A 20,854-nucleotide genomic window follows, 5' to 3' on the forward strand; every position below is an offset into this window, starting at 1 on the left:
CATTATGGTTCACCTGTCAAGTAAATTATTGTTTTATTTGTCTTTTATGTATTTTCTTGCTTACTAAATAAGCTGTTGTTTTAAATTGGTGAAAGTATAACCGTTTAAAAAAAGCTTGGCTAGTTTTTTGGAGGAATTTTTTTAAAGATTTTTTAAGGGTTGTTTTGTTAAGCTTTGCGCAAAGGTTTAAAGGATTGAAAAATTTTCTGTTTTGATAGAAATAATTTTGCAGCAGAAGGTTTTCAAAGATTTTGACCTTTTGATGAAATAAATAGCAACAATAATAAAGTCCCAAATAGCTTTGTAGAAAGACCTGAAGAACTTTCAAAAATCATTCAGTTATAATGTTTATTTTATTAAAGTTTTTATTTAATAGTTTTTTAGTAAAACCAAGTGCTTATAAGATATTTTCACGGATTTGATATTTTGTTTAAAGTCTATTTGGATGCAATTTTAACGCACCATTTTTGCTTTGTTCCTGACAAAACATAGGCTAGATTTAAAAGCTTTGAAAAACAGAAAAACCAATCAACATATTAATTTTATTTAATTTTCACAAAATTTTAAAATAGAATTAAAAAATCAGGCATAAATATGCCTGATTAATCACAAAAGATCAAATAAGATCTTTAATCATCACTATAACCTAAACTCCGCAATGCTCGCTCATCATCCGCCCAACCAGCTTTGACTTTTACCCAAAGCTCTAGATGCACTTTATTGTCAAAAAATGACTGCATATCTTTGCGGGCTTCTATGCCTATTTTTTTGATTTTTTCGCCTTTATTGCCGATGACCATTTTCTTTTGTCCATCGCGTTCAACTAAGATTAATCCATTAATACGATACATTCCGTTACGTTCGTCAACTTTAAATTGTTCAATTTCAACGGTCACGGAATAAGGTAATTCATCGCCTAAAAAACGCATAAGTTTTTCGCGGATGATTTCCGATGCCATAAAGCGTTGCGAGCGGTCGGTTATGTAATCTTCAGGAAAATGGTGTTCGCCTTCAGGTAAGTGTTTTTTGACGATATCTTTGATAATCTCAACACCCTCTCCTTTTTCAGCGCTAATTGGCACAACATCTAGAAAGTTAACTTTTTGGCTTATCGCTTGAATATGCGGTAATAATTGTGTTTTGTCGCTGACATTATCAATCTTATTAATGACTAGCAAAACTGGACTTTTGCAGTCTGTTAGTTTGTTGGCGACCATTTCATCATCGTCATTCCAATGAGTTCCTTCAACCACAAAAATCACTAGCTCCACATCGCCAATTGAACTGCTTGCAGCACGATTCATTAAGCGGTTAATGGCTCTTTTTTCTTCAATATGGAGCCCAGGTGTGTCGATATAGATAATTTGGTCGTTATTCTGTGTGTCGATACCGACGATACGATGACGAGTCGTTTGTGCCTTGCGTGATGTAATCGAGACTTTTTGACCAAGTAATTGGTTTAATAGTGTTGATTTACCTACATTTGGTCGCCCAACAATGGCGACAAATCCACAATGTTGTATTGTTTCTGTCATTTTATACCTAATTGGTTGAGAGCTTCTTGTGCAGCTGCTTGTTCTGCTTTTCGGCGACTTAAACCACGACCTAAATATTCGTGGCTATCGTTGTCGATTTTACATTGAATTAAGAATTCTTGTTCGTGGTTATCACCAGTTACTTCGACAATTAAATAACATGGGCGTGGACGATGAATTCCTTGTAAATATTCTTGCAATCTTGTTTTGGCATCTTTTTGTTTAATGCCTGGTTGGATTTGGTTTAAGCGACTTTGATACCACGATAAAATTAGCGGACGAATAGTATCGATGTTGCTATCTAAGTAAATGGCACCAATAATGGCCTCAACGGCATCAGAAATAATTGATTCGCGACGATATCCGCCACTTTTTAGCTCACCTTGCCCTAAAATAAGGTGATCGCCTAATTTGAAATCTTTACCAATTTCGGCAAGTGTTTGCCCGCAAACTAACGTTGCTCGCATTTGACTTAAATCACCTTCGTCTTGTTTGACAAAACGGTGATAGAGTTCGTCGGCAATGACAACGCTTAAAATAGAATCCCCTAAAAACTCTAAACGTTCGTTATGCAGTTTATTAGCACTTCGATGAGTAAGTGCTAATTCAAGTAGGGAAATATCTTGAAACTGATAGCCGATTGATTGTTGAATTTGACTAAATTTTTTCATGATTATAGTTATTAATGTATGCCGCCAATACGACTAAAACGGATTCCAGTTGGCCATTCGTTGGGCTGCTTTTCAAAACTGATCCAAATCGCTGTTGCTTTACCAACAAAATTACCTTCGGGCACAAAACCAAAGTATCGACTGTCGCCACTGTTATCGCGGTTATCACCCATCATAAAGTAATGACCTTGTGGTACAACCCAAGTCGCTATAGGTTGACCTTCTTGATGATAATAATATCTTGGATCTTCTTGCGAACCTTGAGTTGTTAAAATATCGTGCTGTGTGTCGCCTAGGGTTTCTTGTTGAATGTTCATATTCAATGTCACAATAGAGTTAGAATCAACAATGCCTTTGTCGGCATATTGGTCTAAAGTATAAAAACTTGGGTTTGATTTGAACTGTTCGTGAACTTCTTTCCAGTTACTTGGCTTGGGTTCGCTGTAATGTAAATCAAGTGGCTGTGATTGTTGCCCTATACAATTGCTATCCGTTGTTTGGCACGCTGGATAGATTAAAATTTGCTTTTCTTTTATCAGATAGACAATTTTGTCGCCGGGCAGACCAACAACACGCTTAATCAGATCCATTTGGGGAATAGTTGGGTGTTTAAATACCGCCACATCACCACGTTTGGGGTGTCCTGTTGGAATGATAACGGTATTGGTAATAGGATCACGCATACCATACGAAAATTTTTCAACCGCAATAAAGTCACCGATTAATAGTGTTTGTATCATTGACCCCGATGGAATTTGAAACGGTTCATATATAAATGAGCGAATAACAAATACCACAAACAAAACGGGAAAAAACGACGCTAAGTTTTCAACCCAACCTTTGGGTTTACCAACTTCGGCAAGTATTTTTCCATCTACTTCGCCATTACTTTGGGTGCGAATTTCTTCAACCTTGCGCTGTCTTGCTGGTTTCCATTTGAACTTTTCTAAAAACCAGAAGATACCCGTAATGAAAGTTGCTAATGTTAATATGATGGCAAATGTTCCAGCCATTTTTTTTCCTCTTTATATAAATCTTTTTATGGATTTGTTTTAATTAGTTAATCTTTTCCTACATGCAAAATCGCTAAAAACGCTTCTTGTGGTAATTCAACATTACCCACTTGTTTCATGCGTTTTTTACCTTCTTTTTGCTTCTGTAAAAGTTTCTTTTTACGACTTACGTCACCACCATAACATTTGGCCAATACGTTTTTACGTAGCTGTTTTACGGTTGATCGTGCTATGACATGATTACCGATAGCCGCTTGAATGGCGATATCAAATAGTTGACGAGGGATCAGATCTTTCATCTTTTCAACTAGTTCCCGCCCTCGATAGGGTGCGTTATCTTTATGGGTGATTAAGGCTAATGCATCCACTCGCTCACCGTTAATTAATACATCCAATCTTACCATGTCAGCAGCTTGGAATCGTTTAAAACTATAATCTAATGAGGCATACCCACGCGAAGTCGATTTTAGTTTATCAAAAAAGTCTAATACAACTTCAGTCATTGGAATTTCGTACGTTAAGGCAACTTGATTACCATGATAAACCATGTTGGTTTGTACACCGCGTTTTTCAACGCATAGTGTGATGACGTTACCCAAATAAGTTTGCGGAACTAATATGTTACATTCGGCAATCGGTTCACGTAACTCCTGAATGTTATTCACTGCAGGTAATTTTGCCGGGCTATCAACATAAATTGTTTCGTTCGATGTGGTTAGCACTTCATAAACTACCGTTGGTGCAGTGGTAATGAGATCAAGATTGTATTCACGCTCTAAACGTTCTTGGATGATCTCCATATGCAGTAAGCCAAGAAAACCACAGCGGAATCCAAAACCTAAAGCGCCAGAATTTTCAGGTTCATAAAACAACGAAGCATCGTTTAAACTTAATTTGCCAAGGGCGTCACGAAAAGCTTCATAATCGTCAGAACTGGTTGGAAATAACCCAGCATAAACTTGCGGTTTGACCTTTTTAAATCCCGGTAATGGGGTTTGTGCAGGTGCTTTTGCCAAGGTTAAAGTATCGCCGACTGGGGCGCCTAATATATCTTTGATAGCACAAACAACCCAGCCCACTTCACCGCAATGTAGGCATTGTTTGTCAACTTGTTTAGGCGTGAAAATGCCAAGTCGATCAACGTTATAAGTCATGCCTGTGCTCATAACTTTGATTTTATCGCCTTTGTTTAATTCGCCATTTTTTATGCGAATTAATGAGACAACACCTAAGTAGTTATCAAACCATGAATCAATAATGAGGGCTTGTAATGGCGCTGTTGAGTCACCTTCTGGTGGAGGGATGTCGCTAACTAATTGTTCAAGCACATCAATAACACCAACACCAGTTTTAGCCGAACAGCGAACGGCATTGCTTGCATCAATGCCAACAATGTCTTCAATTTCGGCCGCTACCCGCTCTGGTTCGGCAGCGGGTAAATCAATTTTGTTAAGAACAGGGACAACTTCAAGATCCATATCTAACGCAGTATAGCAATTTGCTAGTGTTTGCGCTTCAACGCCTTGCCCTGCATCCACAACTAATAATGCCCCTTCACAAGCAGCTAGTGAACGCGAGACTTCGTACGAAAAATCAACATGACCTGGCGTGTCGATAAAATTGAGCTGATAGGTTTCGCCATTTTTAGCATGATAATCAAGCGTCACGCTTTGTGCTTTAATGGTGATCCCTCGCTCACGCTCGAGATCCATTGAGTCGAGCACTTGGGCTTCCATTTCGCGATCTGACAGTCCACCACAAATCTGAATTATGCGGTCTGAAAGCGTTGATTTACCATGGTCAATATGGGCAATGATTGAAAAATTGCGGATATTTTTATTCATATTAATAAATTATAATTAGTATCTTGGTTATTAACGGTTAACTATCTAATTAACTACCTAAAATGCCTTTTGGTTATTACCAGCATTGCAAATAATTATATAGTCAGAAAGAGGAACATTTTACACATTTATCGCAACTAAGCATAGCGATATCGAGAAGTTTGCGCTTATTTCTGGATGATATTTTGTGCAATACGTTCAACCGTGTTACGTGGTAAATTACCAATGACGATAATATTTTTGTGACCTAAGTTAGTTGAATAAATGGTCTGCCCACCTTGTTGAATAATTTGGTGAGATTGCTTAGCTTGTTCAGACGAGATGTTAACTGTAAACGAAAATACACCATCTGAAAATAGTTTAGTCGCAATGTCAGAACTGTAAAAATTTAAATTATAGGCGGCTATTTCTTTAAATCCTTTAGGCAACCAAGCTAGTCGCCATTGGTCGAGGGCATTATTTTGTTTTTCAATCGATAATAAAATCGGGTACGTTCGGCTATTGATGTTGTTCATCAGACCTTTTTTGTCAAAATTTTTGTCAAGGTTGAGCACTTTTGTCTGGTTGATAATATCGCTATTTTGATCTAATAAGTCGATCCTGATCGGTAAATAGGTGTCATCATCAATCCAAATCACGTAGCTATAACGATCCTGTTCTTTAGCGATGATTTTGACCAATTGCGCGCTGCGATTAGCGGTTCTTGCTTTGCCCAATGTAATAAAGTCATAAATCTTTTTAAGTTCGTTAAAATTATTATAAATAACATCAGGAAAAGCCTCAACAATGCGCGAACTAGTAATAGAAAATGCAGGACTGTCAGGTTGAAAGTAACTAGTTGCACCATTATGCAAAATGATCTCCTTATCAGAACCTTCAAGATAGCGCAAATAGGCGTTAATATTTTCCTTTGTGGTAGCACCTAAATGGTAATATTCGAATGTGGTTGCATACTGATTTTTATCTTGCGACAAGAAATAAATTCGATAATCTTGTGTTTGTACGGCATGATTCATTTTGTTTAATAACGCTAAGGCATCCTCAGTATCGTTAGCATAAATGGATACTGAAAAAAACGCAAAAAACAGAGCGAATATAATATTTCTACTCTGTTTTATAAAATGTTCAACGAAATAATTGGGTAATTTCATTTCGAATTAGCGAGCATTTAATCTTTTTTGCAATTCATAATCTTGCACCAGCAATCTGATTTTGTCATATTGTCGTTTTTCAAGTAATTGCTGATCGTTTTGTTGATGAATCCCCCCCACCGGAGCCACATTCACACCAACAGGTACGGTATTTAGTGTAGGGCTTGTACTGGTATTATCTGTTTGACCTTGATGGTATTGTACACTTGCAATAATGCCAAGCGTTACACACGCTGCAAGTCCGACTTGGCTTACTTTGGCAAAAAAATCTTTAACGTGAATCCAAATTAGATTTTCAGCTTTTGGTGGCGTGGTTGTGTTAATATCAGGTTGATCAGCAAGTTGATTGTATAAATCCTCGGTTGCGATCGCTTGTGCGATTTGATTAGTGATATCTATAGTTAATGAACTACTATGCAACTGACCGCGCATTGTGTCTCTTACAATATGATAACGATGCCAGTATGATTGCAAACTTTCATCATGCGATATTTCATCGATAATATGATCGTTTGTAAACTCGCCATCCATAAGTAATGAAAGTTGTTCTTTGCGTTCTATTTGCATAGTAAATACCTTAAATTTATGACTACTCTTTATCAATGATTTTGTAGCCATCAACTGAGTAATGGTTTAATTTTTTCATCTATCGCATCACGTGCTCTAAAAATACGTGATCGCACTGTTCCAACGGGTACATCCATAATTTCAGCAATTTCTTCGTAACTTAAACCGTCGATTTCGCGCAAGGTAATTGCGGTTTTTAAATCATCAGGTAGCGCTTCGATCGCTGCAAATACGGTTTTTTTTACTTCATCTGAAAGTGCTAAATTTTCGGGATTATCAAGATCCTTTAATGAATCCGCACCTTCGTAACTTTCAGCTTCGCTAGCATCAATATCTGATAATGGAGGCCTTCGTCCTTGAGAGGTCAAGTAATTTTTTGCCGTATTTACCGCAATTCGATACAGCCATGTGTAAAAAACACTTTCACCTTTAAACAGACTTAATGACCGATAGGCCTTAATAAAAGTCTCTTGCACAACATCGGGGACTTCAGATGCTAAGACATAACGAGAAACCAAATGAGCCAATTTATTTTGATAACGAACCACAAGCAAATTAAATGCGTTTTTATTTCCGTTAAGGACGCGATCAACTAATACTTGGTCTGTTATTTGCTCCCCCATTAAAGGCCTTTCCTTATTATGTTAATAACTGTCAATCGCCCTCAAAATTTGCGCTGACATACAGTTAGATTCTTAAATTAAAAAAAAGTTCCCATTATTTTAATAAAAATTTAATTATTTTACTTATTAATTGTAAATTTTTACTCTTTTTATACTAAAACACATACTTTCCTGAAACTTTTTGACATGATTATTTTCAAATAAGATCGTTTTCGATCTTTTAATTGAGCGGAATGATTTCACGTTCGTTGCAGCTATTATAAGTAATTTGATAAAATTGAGGTAGATTAAAATTCACCGAGCTACTAGTCGTAAATGTAAAGCGATCGTCTGATAAAGCATAAAATTCATTGATATCTTTAACCATGTTGTCTTTTGATCCATTGCAGTTACGGTAAATTTCGACTTGGTTATGTTCATTCAGGATGTAAAGATCAAAACCTGACTCAGTATCTTCAAAAAAGAATTGAATGATCCCTGCATAGGCAATGCTATCAATTTCTGTCGGTAATTCATTGGTTTCGTCTAAAATGTTCAGCGGTCTGCCTTGTACTTTGTTATTTGACACCGCTCCATAAAAATCGATCGCATTTTCAAATTGATGACATGAAACGCCTAATCGCTCAAAAAATAGATACCACGAAAAGCCCCCTATTCTTAATGGTTTGACTTGCGTTGAGTTGTTTTCGGTCGTCGTTAAACGTAGATCAATACATTCATCCATAAGCTTTTTCATTTGCTGTTTGATTTCACCGCTTAAATGTTCACTATAACAAAAAATTTCGATTGAATTGGGCAAGTCTGCATCTTTGTGCATGCGATTTAATAATGCCTTAATAGCTTCAAGTACCGATAGTTTGCCACTAAAATGGAGTACGCGAATTTCATTCCATGAATTGCGATACAGAAGATCAATCGATCCTACCAAACTTCGTTCGTATTTGCCATAATTAAGAACACTATTGGCCACTTCATCATCTAATTCAATGTTAACTGTCGGATCGTCTTCTATATTTAAAATAATGGCTAAGTGACGGATTTCGCATGGACCATATAACTGTTCTTCAGTTGCTGCTGGCACGTCAATAGGAAAGTAATTTTTGAGATCTGCGATCAGTTGATTAATTTTTGCGTTATTACGATTTTCGCCGTCGTGATAATAAAATACGGTAGAATTCGCAATTAAGCCATTAAAATAACACCACCCTACCAGTTTTACTAAGTATTTGCTATATTCTAAATATTGATGACCAATAATTGTTTGCATTATGGGTTTTTGATTATAAACATACCACCCCGATCGATTAATGCGATCTTCAGACACATGAATAAATGTTAATGCATCTTCTTGCAAATTATCAGATATATTAAGCTTTAACGTTGTGATCTTGCCTGGTAATACTTCAAAAGCGGCATAGAGCTTACGCGTTAAGATCGCCAGATCTTGAGGACTAATCAATGAATCTAAATTATTACGACGACCAAAATTGAGTAAATTTCGATAACCTGTCATCATGGTATGCAATAAGATCTCGTGTATTTCTCGTACTTGCCCTATTTTCCACGTTTGACAAGCGTCTAATTTTGCAATTTGTTGCTCATTCCATCCCCACTCTTTCACTAAATCACTCAAAATAGTGCGACGCCATGACGGTGATTGTATTGGAATGGACAGTTTTTCATTCACTTTTAAATAAAAGCAGTTACGGATTAACTCAAGTCGCTGAAAATCATTAATTTCAATGAGATATTTACTAATTCTGTCTAACAGCATGTAATACGAATCTAGATACATGCCTTTATGTATTTCACCGTTTTGAATAAGTTCTCTCATTTGATAAGCAACTGGTTTATTTTGTGGGTAAATCCATGAATACGCTTCTAATAACAGGGTTTTAAGAACTGCTTTAAAGGGTGAATCGATACTTTTATAAAGTTGCCATAAACTTGCGCCAAAATACTCTTCAGCCGATAAACTGGTTAGCGGACCAAAATCAATCCATTGATCTCGTTCGATTAACTTAAGATCAACCATGGCATTAACACACTTTTCATAAGTAGGATAAGTGACGTTATTCACGGTGAAATTGTAAGGTACCGCAAACCACAGTAAAAACTTACCTGCTAATAAATTTGCTGAACGGTAAAACTCTTCAAGCAACAAAATATGCTGCGCAGATCCGCAATTTTCGCCCATTAGACACTCATGATGCTTATTAATAAAACGATCAGCATCGACCACAAATAACGTTAATTTGACTTGCAAATTGGCAGCCCAGTTTTCGATTAAACGACATTTTTGTTGTAAGACTTTTTTTTGTTGATCGGTTAAACTGTTCTCAATACATATCCAAATATCAAGATCAGATTGAACCGATTGCCCAATAGAACAAGTACTGCCCATCGAATATAAAGCTGATATTGCTGGAGAGGCGATGGCTGTAGTTTCGTTTTTAGTTGCTAAAAAATTGAATTTGCTTTTAAGCAGTTTATTCGCATCAGCAGATAATTGATAACAAGCAATACCTGAAGGTATATTCCCTTCCATATATCCTGGTAATTCAGGGGTATGATAATGAAAAAGAGCAGGAAGTAACAAAAATACCTGTTGAAATTCATCAGGCATTCCAATAAGTGCACGCTCACGTTTTAAATTGGCAAGATCTTCAAGTTCTTTTTTAATGTTATTGATATAATATTGCATAGCTTCAATTAGGTAAAACACGCGTATTAAACTAACGCCTTTGGTAAATCTAGCATGTTATTAGTGTAAGGTAAATAGAACAAAATTTTAAACCCTAAATAAAATGAATAATGATGATCACAATGGAAAATATAGTTAAACAGATTAAAAAACAAGAACGCACTAAGTTTGTCGATAATAAAGCGGCTGTGTTATTGCCTATCGTGGATATTGATCATCAATTGCATCTTTTATTCCAAGTGAGATCGAAAAAACTAAAATGGCAACCGGGAGATATTTGTTTCCCTGGAGGGCGAGTTGAATTAGCTGATATTACCCCTGAATACACCGCCAAACGTGAAACCGTTGAAGAATTAGGTATAACCCTTAATCAAATAACAATTTTAGGACAATTACCCAAATTCATTGCCACATTAGGCATGATTATTTATCCATTTGTAGGTACAATCAACTCACTGGATGATTTACAACTAAACCATGCCGAAGTTGAACAAATTTTTACCGTGCCCATCGAGTGGTTTATTCATAATCCACCACAGTGTGCAACAATGTTTGTTGGACATAAACCTGCCGATGATTTCCCTTTTGATATCATAACTAACCGTTCACCAAATTGGCAAAAAAGATCCGAACATTCCATCTATTTTTATCAGTATCATAATTGGGTTATTTGGGGATTAACCGCACAGATCCTTAAACGTTTTATCGAAACAATTGGCGAATAATTATATCGACTAAATAATTAAAAAATGATAACAGATTCAATCAATACGAAATTAACACTTTTTTTGACAATTTATTTCATTTTAAGCAATTTGTGCTAGACAATCTGCCATTTGATTAAAAGCTCTTGAGGATTATTACGGAACGTCTTATAAAGGTAGTTAGTTGTTTTACAATTCATTCCTGCCAAAACAACTATATGATGTCTTAACGCTTTTAACAAGTAGACAAGGACAAGGCATTCTGGAGCTCCACAAGTTCGAATAATCTCGAAGCAATACCACTAATCTGCGAATTAAATAAGCGTTAAACAGTGATTTTCTATTTTAATAATCAAAAAGTGAAGGACTCAATCATGAAACGTTTTACCAAAACATCTATTGCTTTAGCTGTATTATTATCTTTACCTGTTGCCAACCTTTATGCTGCTCAGCCGTTAACAGCTAAAGAAAGCAGTCTTTTAGTACCACTTAAAGAAATCTCGGTGACTGGGAGCTATTTACAAGCCGATAATGCTGCTGATGATATTTCGCGTGCTGCCGACGAAGCAGGTGCTAAATATTATCATATTACAGCAATGGAAAGCCCGGCTAATGGGACTTCGTCTGATCGCGCTATCGTTTATGCCAATATTTATCAATCTAACGCACCAATAGCCGTACAGAAAGATGAAACTACATATAATGGGGTGGTTTCTTATGAACGTTCAAAAGCCCTTTACTATTTACCATTTGAAATTGTTAAATTTAAAGGTAATTACAATAACACTTCTGAAATTACCGAAGCAGCGAGTAAATTAGCCGCTGAAAAAAATGCCTATGCGTTTTATATCGATTCAATATCGCCTGCTGATATCAAAAACCAAGCAGAAGATATCGAAGTTTCTTTATACAAACAAGATGCACCTGTTAGGAATTATATTGTAACAACTGCAATAGAAGGTCAAGATGCCTACGAAATCAGTAGTGAAGCGTTTAAACACATGACCCCATATAACATGATTAGCTTCCATGGTGTATTTAACAATACTGCCGACATTAGCGCTGCAGCACAAAAACATGCCATTGCTAATGGTGCACATTTTTATTATGTAAAAGAAGTATCATCCAACTCAGCAAGCACAGCACAAACTGTTTTTGTTAACTTATATAAATAAGCTTGTACATTGCTAAAATAAATCCCATGTGGGCAACTCGTTTGCCCCATGGGTTTCTGATTAAAATCGCTTCAGGTGGAATATTGACTTTTTTAGGTCTTTTTTTACCATTTTCAATTAAAATCAATCATTTATACTACAACAGTAAGCTAACCATAGCTCATCTCGCAAATCTTACTCAGTAAAGACTAATTGATATTCTAGTTTTAATTCAAGACCGCGTTTTTATCACGTCGAAAAATATTTAGCTAGAAATATTATTGATTTTATTACATTGTTTGAGTGTTTTGGATGGCTGGGGTACCAGGATTCGAACCTGGGCGTGGCGGGATCAAAACCCGCTGCCTTACCGCTTGGCTATACCCCACTATAGAAAGTGAAAATCACTTTTGATACGAGCTGTGAGATTCGAACTCGCACACATTTCTAAGCTAGACCTTGAATCTAGTGCGTCCACCAATTCCATTATGCTCACATAAAAATAGTGAATAATTAATACACCAAACATTGATACAAATCAAAGGATGAAATACCAAAATTATGCATATTGGAATGGCTGGGGTACCAGGATTCGAACCTGGGCGTGGCGGGATCAAAACCCGCTGCCTTACCGCTTGGCTATACCCCAATAAAGGATAGATATTAAGATTAAATGGTGCGGGTGGAGAGACTTGAACTCACACGCCTTGCGGCGCCAGAACCTAAATCTGGTGCGTCTACCAATTTCGCCACACCCGCACTGAACACTTTCGGTAAAAGTACTACCTAATCTTAATGGTGGCTACGACGGGATTCGAACCTGTGACCCCATCATTATGAGTGATGTGCTCTAACCAGCTGAGCTACGTAGCCATTCATTCGCAACGTCGTAAGCAACACTGCGAGGCGCATTATGCTTGTGTTACGCCAAATCGTCAACTCTTTTTTTAAGATATTTTGAAAAAAAGTGATGATTGATTAAGATGCAATCAAATCCAGTTTAATAACGCTTCAATTCTCCTTTTTTGTAACTCAACATGGATTTGTTTTCCCGTATAACCTTCCGCAATAATGTGTTGTACATTGACATTATTGGCAATTTTATAAGCTTCTTTCAAGTAATTTGCTTGTGCAAATGAGGTTGTTTTGACAAACGCTTCGCTTGCGATAATTAATTGGTCAAGGTGTAAAGGATTGCGCCATACATCAAGACTATTTAGCAAAGTAACAATTTGCTCAGCGGTGAGTGTCTGCACTCGTTCAAAATCGCTATGATATTGCTGAACCATGATGGCAATTTTAGTGTAGTTGTTTGGCGCTTTAATTTTTCTACATAACGCTTCAACCGTTGATTTGTTAGCTAACAGTGCACACAGAACAGCGAAGCGGATAGTTAAATCGTCAGTTAACAAAGTAGATTTTTTTAGTGCATCAATAATATTGGCTGATAAGTCTAATGATTGAAACAGTAACATAAGCGCTCCACATTGCTTTAACACTTGAAAATAGATTTGAGGATTTGAAGTGGACAATGCCTTTTCTGTTTCTTTCCATACTCGCTCTGGTGTTAGATAACTAACCTCACCGTCTGATACCATTTGTTTCATTAATGCTAGCGTTTGTGGCGCGATTGTAAACCCCAATTGGTGAAAACGTGCAGCAAAACGTGCCACACGCAATATACGTAGTGGATCTTCTCGAAAGGCAGGTGAGACATGGCGCAAGATTTTATGATTGATATCATCAACACCATGATAAGGATCGACGATATTACCATTTTCATCCATGGCAATGGCGTTAATGGTTAAATCACGGCGAATCAGATCTTGTTCTAATGTGATTTCTTTACCAAAATCGCAAATAAATCCTGTATAACCTTTACCTGATTTTCGCTCAGTGCGAGCCAATGCGTATTCTTCTTTTGTGTCGGGGTGCAAAAATACTGGGAAGTCTTTACCAACTTGTTGATACCCTAACGCCAAAAGCTCGTCTGGCGTAGCGCCAACAACAATCCAGTCATGGTCAGCAACGGGCAGATGCAATAATCTATCGCGTACACTTCCGCCCACAAGATAGATTTTACTCACAATCACATCCAACGATCTTTTTTACGTCGGCTAGGTATAATTCTTGGCAATATAAGCCCTAAAATAAGACCACCGCCCGCAACAAGACCACCATAAGTAAACCAAGTTACAATAAGATCACGACGTTTATCATCCACTTGATTTAGCATTGATTCAATTTGTGCTCCCTGCTCTTTGACTTGTTGTTCTAAAGCTTGATTTCTAGTTTGAAGTGTTTCAATGGATTTTTCAGCCGATTGCAATTTTTGGATATAATCACTCACTAATTTTTGTTGATTAGCTTCGGCATTATCAATTTTATCTTGGTATTCTGCCAGTTTTGCTTCTAACGCAGGAAAGCGTTCTTTATAGCTAGGCTGCTCATTTAGTTTAATCGTTTCGATCCAAGCAGCACTGCCATTATTAAGTTGAATGCGGGTATATTTACCATCCGCACTTTTTTCAAGTTCAACAACTTTTTCACCGGCTTTAACAGAGTTAGAATACGCATATTGCGAGCCTGGGCCACGTCGCAAATAGATATCAACATTATCAGTCACATATTTGTCTATAGCATAACCATCACACGAAATGGCAAAAAGCGAAATTAGCCCAATAATATTTTGTTTTTTCATTATATTACCAATAATTACCCTTAAATAATCACATAATAACATAAAAAAATGGCAATTCGCATATTGATCTTATAATAAATGGTTTTAAAGCTTGAAATAGAATTAAGCTACTTATGGGTGAAATCGTTTACAATTTATGGGATATTAATTACCGTAGGGATTATTCACGTTATTTACACCCTAAATTAGTCACCACCCGTTATCCATCACCGACAATAGCAAAACTGGCTGCAAAATTATTAAAGCTTGCTAAAGAAGAAAATATTCCACCAAATTTAATGAATGTCTATATACCAATCTTAACTAAGTGTTATTCAGTAAACAGGATTAATTAATAATATTTACTGAATAACGTAGGTAAACATCAACAAAATATTCATTTTACATCTAAACTAAGTAAGGTAAGTGGTATTACCTTACACCTATAATATAGTTTAGATATTATATTTATGAATTTGCACTTAAAACCAAACTTCTGTTTGTACACCAAAACTAATTTGATGATCTTTACCATTAAAATCAAATTGACTAATATCATTTTGTAACGCTTCTATATAAGAAACATAAAAACGGATATCAGGTCTTGAAGACAAAATACTTTTTCCAACTTTGAATGAATGATAAAGTGTTGTTTTGTAGCCCTCTTCAACATAAGTTTTACTTTTGACTTTATTTTTTTGCCTAAAGTAACCTAGTTCAATACCGCTTTGATTGTAAGTATCCCATATATAAGCAGGTCTTATTGCTGATTTAAAACTCGTAAAATCGGTATGAGCAAGATGAAGATCATAAGAATAAACATCATTGCCCGAAGTTAACGCCAAAGCATGAGCAACAATAATATCATCACTTAAATAGGCTTCACCTTCTGATACAAAGCGATAAGCTTTACCGCCAGTATGCGTTCCAATATAGTCATTATCCGAATTACTGGCAAACTCTGGATTATTAGTATTAATGTTAGCTAACTGTGAAGCTACAGAATTGGTTGCTGTCTGTAATGTAAACTGATTAAATCCACCAAAAAACTGATTTTGTCGCAAAACAAAGCTACCAAGCCAAGCATTTTTAACAGATACATTATCTTGGATTTTAGATTTATTTGGCGCTGAATAACGTGCATTAACACCAAGCGTTGCATCTTTCCATAATGGAATATCCCGATAGCGGATTTCTAGTTCGTTTAAATCAACTTCTTCTTTTTTATATTGGGTAATTTTATTTCCATTACCATCATCTTTAATGACATCTTGTTTATTTTTTACATTTACATCTGCTCTAACTAAAGCTAAATCAAGAGAACCAATTCCGAATTTAAGATTTTCAAAACCAACTCCCCCGCCTGCTGGCGTTTTTTGCGTTTTCCAATCAAGCATTTGTATTTCATTATAAGGTAAAGAGTGTTTACCAACCCATAATTTCGCATCAGGAAAACGTGGTACAAAACCTTTAGTTTCTAGATAGATATCTGAAAATTGCATAAGATTATCATCTTGAGTATTAAATAAACCCGCAGCTTTATTGGTCGCCACGTTTCCATCAATCATAACAATGGCATCAACTCTTCTGCCCTCTTGATCATAGACTTTTTGCTTAAAGATAAGATCATACCAACCGCCATATTCATTACCAAATCGACCTAATGCACCTTCAGCATAATTTTTAGGTTTGCCATTACTTGAAGTTGACCAACCACCACGGAAGTAGCCGTTATAAGAAAATCCAATTTCATCTTTAATATAGTCTTTAAATTCAGCTAAAGTAAATGATGTCTTTTCTGGAGCGCTTTCACCTTGTCTGGTTTCGGCTTTTGGTGTGTTAATAAGTACAATTTGTTGATTATTAATTGTTTGTACTGCATTAACAGGCGTCTGTTGCTTTGTAATTGTTGCTTTTTGACTATTTTTAAGCGCTTTTTTCTGATTATTGATAACAATTTGTTGTTGTTGAAGATGATTATTTAGTTGAGCAAGCTGTTTATTAGACTCTATTACTTGCTTTTTCAAATCATTAGACTCTTGACTAAGTGCTAATAATTTTTGCTCTAATAACGCAATTCTTGCTTCTAACTCATCTTGTGTTGCTGCCAAAGCATTTGGTAAATAACATAACCCCAGCATAGTCATTAAAACAATTCGTTTTGGCTTGATTTTACATACTATTTTTTTTGAAATTTTCATTTTTCCCCCTATTCATTATTTTAAAAATAGATAAATATTTTTTAAATTTGAGACAAAAAAAAACCTAAAGAATAGTTATAACTATTCTTTAGGTTTTGCCCGCTATAATTCGGTAACAATCCAATACCTTTTAATAGGTAATTTCAATATAACTAATAAAAACGACTATTCAAAAACTAAATACTAATATTGTGATTGATATCACATTAAAAATTGTCATTTTATATACAACATCAGCCAATAGAATAGCCAATCTTTAAATCAACTAAAAACGATAAAAGGTATACTTAATAGCATGTATACGATTACATAAATGTTAGTCAGGCCGCTATTTTTAATCACATATAGCTTATAATTGATAAAAATCAATAAAGATATTTGTATCAGTATTACATAGTAAACCGAATACGTTGGGGGAAATATATGAACACTGCTCTAAATCGATTTTTTCAATATCGTTAAAAGGAGCTTACCATACCGCTTTGCCCATTCTTACCAAACTGCAACGGCTTTTGGTCTATTCCGTTATACTGTGCCGTTGTTTAATTTCAGCTAACTCTTCTAATGATGTGGCATTAAACGCTTCAACCATCCATTCGGGCCAGCCTTGTCCTTTAATAATTTTGTCTTTAAATTGGGTTTCTTGTTCCCATTTGTATTTGCCGTCGTTTAGACCTGCTAATTTGTTAGCGCACATAAAGTTATTGACCCAACCCCAAACCAGATAACTACCTATGCCACCACGTAATGGGTCTAATAATATATGGTCAATTGTTTTATGGGTATGGGGCTTGCACACCATTAATATGGTGGTGTTGAGTGAATATCGTGAAAAGTTATGCACCACCACCCCTTGTAAATGGGCCCAGTCATATTCTTTAATACGTTTTTTATTAGGGTACAAAAAAGTTAGCGGATTACGTAACACTTTAAAATTAAAAAAATAGCTTTCATTGATATACACTTTACCCGTTTTACGGTTAAAAATAATGGGGCTTCCTCGGCGTGTAAAAAGGTTTTGATAGAATTCAGGAATCAGAAGATATAAAGCAACAATGCAAGCAATCAACGTAACTATCACAGTAATGAGCATAGCTGACTCAGTTATAGGACTTAAATCCAAAATCAATGAAAAACCTAAATATATAATGGGTATTAAGAGAATTAAAACAATTATAAGCATAAATGAATAAAAAATCTGATCAGATTTTGTTTTACGAATAAAAGCACAGTAGTTATCATTGGCATATAGAAGACGCTGATCCGCACCCGTTAAATAGTTACCGCCTTTTTCTAAATCGCTTATCCAACCAAAAATTTGGGGTTGATATTGTGATGGCATTGTTCTGCTCCTTATTTTAAATTTTACTGTTTTTAGTCACGATTAATGGCACGTCTTCACGGTTATTGTATTGCACAATGATTTGATATTTTACAATATTAAACGCACTTATGGTGCCGGCGATCCATTTATTGATAATGAGCCCATTTTGAACTGGCTTGTCGCTGTTGGTTGTTGTTTTATCAGTAAAATGATTAGCCGATGTGGTTAAAGTAAATTCGTCTGGCTCGTCAATTTTGCTATAATCAGGCTCAGGCAGCCCTGTCATGACATTACGGTTGCAATCATACTTATCAAAATAGGCTTTTTAATCCGTCCCCGCCCTGAGCCATTGAACCTTATTGTTTTACATGATGCCGTTGTTTGATTTCGGCGAGCTCTGCTTGCGATGTGGCATTAAACGCTTCAACCATCCATTCGGGCCAGCCTTGACCTTTAATAATTTTTTCTTTAAATTGGGTTTCTTGTTCCCATTTGTATTTGCCATCGTTTAGGCCCGCTAATTTGTTAGCGCACATAAAGTTATTGACCCAACCCCAAACCAGATAACTGCCTATGCCACCACGTAATGGGTCTAATAATATATGGTCAATTGTTTTATGGGTATGGGGTTTGCACACCATTAATATGGTGGTATTGAGTGAAGAACGTGAAAAGTTATGCACCACCACCCCTTGTAAATGAGCCCAGTCATATTCTTTTATGCGTTTTTTATTAGGGTACAAAAAGGTTAGCGGATTACGTAACACTTTAAAATTAAAAAAATAACTTTCATTGATATACACTTTACCCGTTTTACGGTTAAAAATAATGGGACTTCCTCGGCGTGTAAAAAGGTTTTGATAACATTCTGGAATCATTAAATATAAAACGAGAATAAAACAGATTAAAATAACAACTAAAACATAAAAAACAAATTCAGTTTCAGATGTTATCTCAAATATCATAAGTCCATATGATAAACCAGGTATCACAAAAAACATTGAAATTGACAGAAATAAACTCATACATAAATAAAGAATCTGATCAGATTTTGTTTTACGAATAAAAGCACAGTAGTTATCATTGGCATAGAGAAGACGCTGATCCGCACCCGTTAAATAGTTACCGCCTTTTACTAAATCGCTTATCCAACCAAAAATTTGGGGTTGATATTGTGATGGCATTGTTCTGCTCCTTATTTTAAATTTTATTGTTTTTAGTCACGATTAATGGCACGTCTTCACGGTTATTGTATTGAATAATAATTTGATATTTTACAATATTAAGCACACCTATCGTGCCGGCGATCCATTTATTGATAATGAGCCCATTTTGAACTGGCTTGTCGCTATTGGTTATTGTTTTATCAGTAATATGATTAGCCGATGTGGTTAAAGTAAATTCGTCTGGCTCGTCAATTTTACTATAATCGGGTATTGGGAGCCTAGTCAGTACGCCGATATTACGATCATACTTATCAAAATAGGCTTTTTTATCCATCCCCGCCCTGAGCCATTGAACCTTATTGTTTTACATGATGCCGTTGTTTGATTTCAGCTAACTCTGCTTGCGATGTGGCATTAAACGCTTCAACCATCCATTCGGGCCAGCCTTGTCCTTTAATAATTTTTTCTTTAAATTGGGTTTCTTGTTCCCATTTGTATTTGCCGTCGTTTAGACCTGCTAATTTGTTAGCGCACATAAAGTTATTGACCCACCCCCAAACCAGATAACTACCTATGCCAGCACGTAATGGGTCTAATAATATATGGTCGATTGTTTTATGGGTATGGGGTTTGCACACCATTAATATGGTGGTATTGAGTGAAGAACGTGAAAAGTTATGTACCACCACCCCTTGTAAATGGGCCCAGTCATATTCTTTAATGCGTTTTTTATTAGGGTGCAAAAAGGTTAGCGGATTACGTAACACTTTAAAATTAAAAAAATAGCTTTCATTGATATACACTTTACCCGTTTTACGGTTAAAAATAATGGGGCTTCCTCGGCGAGTGAACAAATTATGATAGATTTCGGGAATAACAAGATAAATAGCAACACAGCAAATAGTAAATGCCGATACACCTAATATGGTTATTTTTGATTCATTTTCAATATTAAATACAAAAATTAATAGTATCCATAAAATGATTGCTGGAATTAAAAAAATCAACACAATTAAATACATACATAAATAAAAAATCTGATCAGATTTTGTTTTGCGGATAAAAGCACAGTAGTTATCATTGGCATATAGAAGACGCTGATCCGCACCCGTTAAATAGTTACCGCCTTTTTCTAAATCGCTTATCCAACCAAAAATTTGGGGTTGATATTGTGATGGCATTGTTTTGCTCCTTAATTTAAATTTTATTGTTTTGAGTCACGATTAATGGCACGTCTTCACGGTTATTGTATTGAATAATAATTTGATATTTTACAATATTAAACGCGCTTATGGTGCCGGCGATCCATTTATTGATAATAAGCCCATTTTGAATAGGCTCGTCGCTGTTGGTTGTTGTTTTATCAGTAATATGATTAGCCGATGTGGTTAAGGTAAATTCGTCTGGCTCGTCAATTTTGCTATAATCGGGCTCAGGCAGTCCTGTCATGACATTACGGTTGCAATCATACTTAACAAAGTAGGCTTTTTGTCCGTCCCCACCCTGAGCCATTGAAC

20 protein-coding genes and 4 tRNA genes are annotated in these 20,854 nt (G+C 35.9%); 3 read left to right on the plus strand and 21 right to left on the minus strand.

Features of this window, described 5'->3' with window-relative positions; genetic code table 11:
• Window positions 1–629: 629 nt before the first annotated feature.
• The 8 genes from era to ACYIAM_RS08500 all read right to left on the minus strand — a co-directional run bounded on the left by era (window position 630) and on the right by ACYIAM_RS08500 (window position 10,129).
• Complete coding sequence (gene era / locus ACYIAM_RS08465; RefSeq protein ID WP_483747951.1) at window positions 630–1,535, minus strand: GTPase Era; 906 nt, start codon at window positions 1,533–1,535, stop codon at window positions 630–632.
• Window positions 1,532–2,209, minus strand: coding sequence for a ribonuclease III (gene rnc / locus ACYIAM_RS08470; RefSeq protein ID WP_446718901.1), 678 nt, complete (start codon window positions 2,207–2,209; stop codon window positions 1,532–1,534). Before rnc ends, era begins: the two co-directional genes overlap by 4 nt.
• An 8-nt stretch (window positions 2,210–2,217) precedes the next feature.
• Window positions 2,218–3,219, minus strand: coding sequence for a signal peptidase I (lepB, locus tag ACYIAM_RS08475; RefSeq protein ID WP_483747952.1), 1,002 nt, complete (start codon window positions 3,217–3,219; stop codon window positions 2,218–2,220).
• A gap of 47 nt (window positions 3,220–3,266) precedes the next feature.
• Window positions 3,267–5,063 carry a translation elongation factor 4 gene (gene lepA, locus ACYIAM_RS08480; protein WP_085247418.1) on the minus strand — a complete coding sequence of 599 codons (1,797 nt, stop codon included), beginning with the start codon at window positions 5,061–5,063 and terminating at the stop codon, window positions 3,267–3,269.
• A gap of 167 nt (window positions 5,064–5,230) precedes the next feature.
• Window positions 5,231–6,214, minus strand: a complete 984-nt coding sequence (locus ACYIAM_RS08485; protein WP_483747953.1) for a MucB/RseB C-terminal domain-containing protein — start codon at window positions 6,212–6,214, stop codon at window positions 5,231–5,233.
• A gap of 6 nt (window positions 6,215–6,220) precedes the next feature.
• Window positions 6,221–6,781: an RseA family anti-sigma factor gene (locus ACYIAM_RS08490; protein ID WP_174797575.1), complete on the minus strand. Its 561-nt coding sequence runs from the start codon at window positions 6,779–6,781 to the stop codon at window positions 6,221–6,223.
• 50 nt (window positions 6,782–6,831) lie between these two features.
• The gene (gene rpoE, locus ACYIAM_RS08495) at window positions 6,832–7,404 is read right to left on the minus strand and encodes an RNA polymerase sigma factor RpoE (protein WP_483747954.1); all 573 of its coding nucleotides are present in this window, start codon (window positions 7,402–7,404) and stop codon (window positions 6,832–6,834) included.
• Between the two features lie 220 nt (window positions 7,405–7,624).
• Window positions 7,625–10,129 carry a class I adenylate cyclase gene (locus tag ACYIAM_RS08500; protein WP_483747955.1) on the minus strand — a complete coding sequence of 835 codons (2,505 nt, stop codon included), beginning with the start codon at window positions 10,127–10,129 and terminating at the stop codon, window positions 7,625–7,627.
• 101 nt (window positions 10,130–10,230) lie between these two features.
• On the opposite strand from ACYIAM_RS08500, the gene ACYIAM_RS08505 reads away from it, so the two are divergent.
• Together ACYIAM_RS08505 and ACYIAM_RS08510 are read left to right on the plus strand one after the other, a co-directional pair.
• Window positions 10,231–10,833 carry an NUDIX hydrolase gene (locus ACYIAM_RS08505; protein ID WP_483747956.1) on the plus strand — a complete coding sequence of 201 codons (603 nt, stop codon included), beginning with the start codon at window positions 10,231–10,233 and terminating at the stop codon, window positions 10,831–10,833.
• A 353-nt stretch (window positions 10,834–11,186) separates the two neighbouring features.
• Window positions 11,187–11,987: a YdgH/BhsA/McbA-like domain containing protein gene (locus ACYIAM_RS08510; RefSeq protein ID WP_483747957.1), complete on the plus strand. Its 801-nt coding sequence runs from the start codon at window positions 11,187–11,189 to the stop codon at window positions 11,985–11,987.
• A gap of 292 nt (window positions 11,988–12,279) precedes the next feature.
• On the opposite strand, the gene ACYIAM_RS08515 is transcribed toward ACYIAM_RS08510, so the two are convergent.
• The 6 genes from ACYIAM_RS08515 to ACYIAM_RS08540 form a co-directional block, all read right to left on the minus strand.
• A tRNA-Gln gene (locus ACYIAM_RS08515) sits at window positions 12,280–12,354 on the minus strand.
• A gap of 186 nt (window positions 12,355–12,540) precedes the next feature.
• Window positions 12,541–12,615, minus strand: a tRNA-Gln gene (locus ACYIAM_RS08520).
• Window positions 12,616–12,640: 25 nt separating this feature from the next.
• Window positions 12,641–12,725 (minus strand) — tRNA-Leu (locus ACYIAM_RS08525).
• Window positions 12,726–12,762: 37 nt separating this feature from the next.
• A tRNA-Met gene (locus tag ACYIAM_RS08530) sits at window positions 12,763–12,839 on the minus strand.
• Window positions 12,840–12,955: 116 nt separating this feature from the next.
• A complete protein-coding gene (locus ACYIAM_RS08535; protein WP_483747958.1) occupies window positions 12,956–14,053 on the minus strand; it encodes a tRNA nucleotidyltransferase/poly(A) polymerase-related protein in 1,098 nt (365 codons plus the stop codon).
• Between the two features lie 2 nt (window positions 14,054–14,055).
• Complete coding sequence (locus tag ACYIAM_RS08540) at window positions 14,056–14,667, minus strand: TIGR04211 family SH3 domain-containing protein (protein WP_483747959.1); 612 nt, start codon at window positions 14,665–14,667, stop codon at window positions 14,056–14,058.
• Window positions 14,668–14,780: 113 nt separating this feature from the next.
• On the opposite strand from ACYIAM_RS08540, the gene ACYIAM_RS08545 reads away from it, so the two are divergent.
• Entirely contained in the window at window positions 14,781–15,002 is a 222-nt protein-coding gene (locus ACYIAM_RS08545; RefSeq protein WP_483747960.1) for a hypothetical protein, read from the plus strand.
• 126 nt (window positions 15,003–15,128) lie between these two features.
• Here the strand turns inward: ACYIAM_RS08545 and ACYIAM_RS08550 are convergent, their stop codons facing one another.
• From ACYIAM_RS08550 to ACYIAM_RS08580, 7 genes are all read right to left on the minus strand, one after another.
• Window positions 15,129–16,847 carry a carbohydrate porin gene (locus ACYIAM_RS08550; protein WP_483747961.1) on the minus strand — a complete coding sequence of 573 codons (1,719 nt, stop codon included), beginning with the start codon at window positions 16,845–16,847 and terminating at the stop codon, window positions 15,129–15,131.
• A gap of 517 nt (window positions 16,848–17,364) precedes the next feature.
• Window positions 17,365–18,189, minus strand: a complete 825-nt coding sequence (locus tag ACYIAM_RS08555) for a DUF6708 domain-containing protein (protein ID WP_483747962.1) — start codon at window positions 18,187–18,189, stop codon at window positions 17,365–17,367.
• Window positions 18,190–18,205: 16 nt separating this feature from the next.
• Window positions 18,206–18,457: a hypothetical protein gene (locus tag ACYIAM_RS08560; RefSeq protein ID WP_483747963.1), complete on the minus strand. Its 252-nt coding sequence runs from the start codon at window positions 18,455–18,457 to the stop codon at window positions 18,206–18,208.
• Between the two features lie 70 nt (window positions 18,458–18,527).
• Entirely contained in the window at window positions 18,528–19,355 is an 828-nt protein-coding gene (locus tag ACYIAM_RS08565) for a DUF6708 domain-containing protein (RefSeq protein ID WP_483747964.1), read from the minus strand.
• 16 nt (window positions 19,356–19,371) lie between these two features.
• A complete protein-coding gene (locus tag ACYIAM_RS08570; RefSeq protein ID WP_483747965.1) occupies window positions 19,372–19,671 on the minus strand; it encodes a hypothetical protein in 300 nt (99 codons plus the stop codon).
• Between the two features lie 22 nt (window positions 19,672–19,693).
• The gene (locus ACYIAM_RS08575; RefSeq protein WP_483747966.1) at window positions 19,694–20,518 is read right to left on the minus strand and encodes a DUF6708 domain-containing protein; all 825 of its coding nucleotides are present in this window, start codon (window positions 20,516–20,518) and stop codon (window positions 19,694–19,696) included.
• 16 nt (window positions 20,519–20,534) lie between these two features.
• Window positions 20,535–20,849 carry a hypothetical protein gene (locus ACYIAM_RS08580; RefSeq protein WP_483747967.1) on the minus strand — a complete coding sequence of 105 codons (315 nt, stop codon included), beginning with the start codon at window positions 20,847–20,849 and terminating at the stop codon, window positions 20,535–20,537.
• Window positions 20,850–20,854: the final 5 nt, after the last annotated feature.

It is taken from the genome of Gilliamella sp. X-60 (assembly GCF_057063585.1).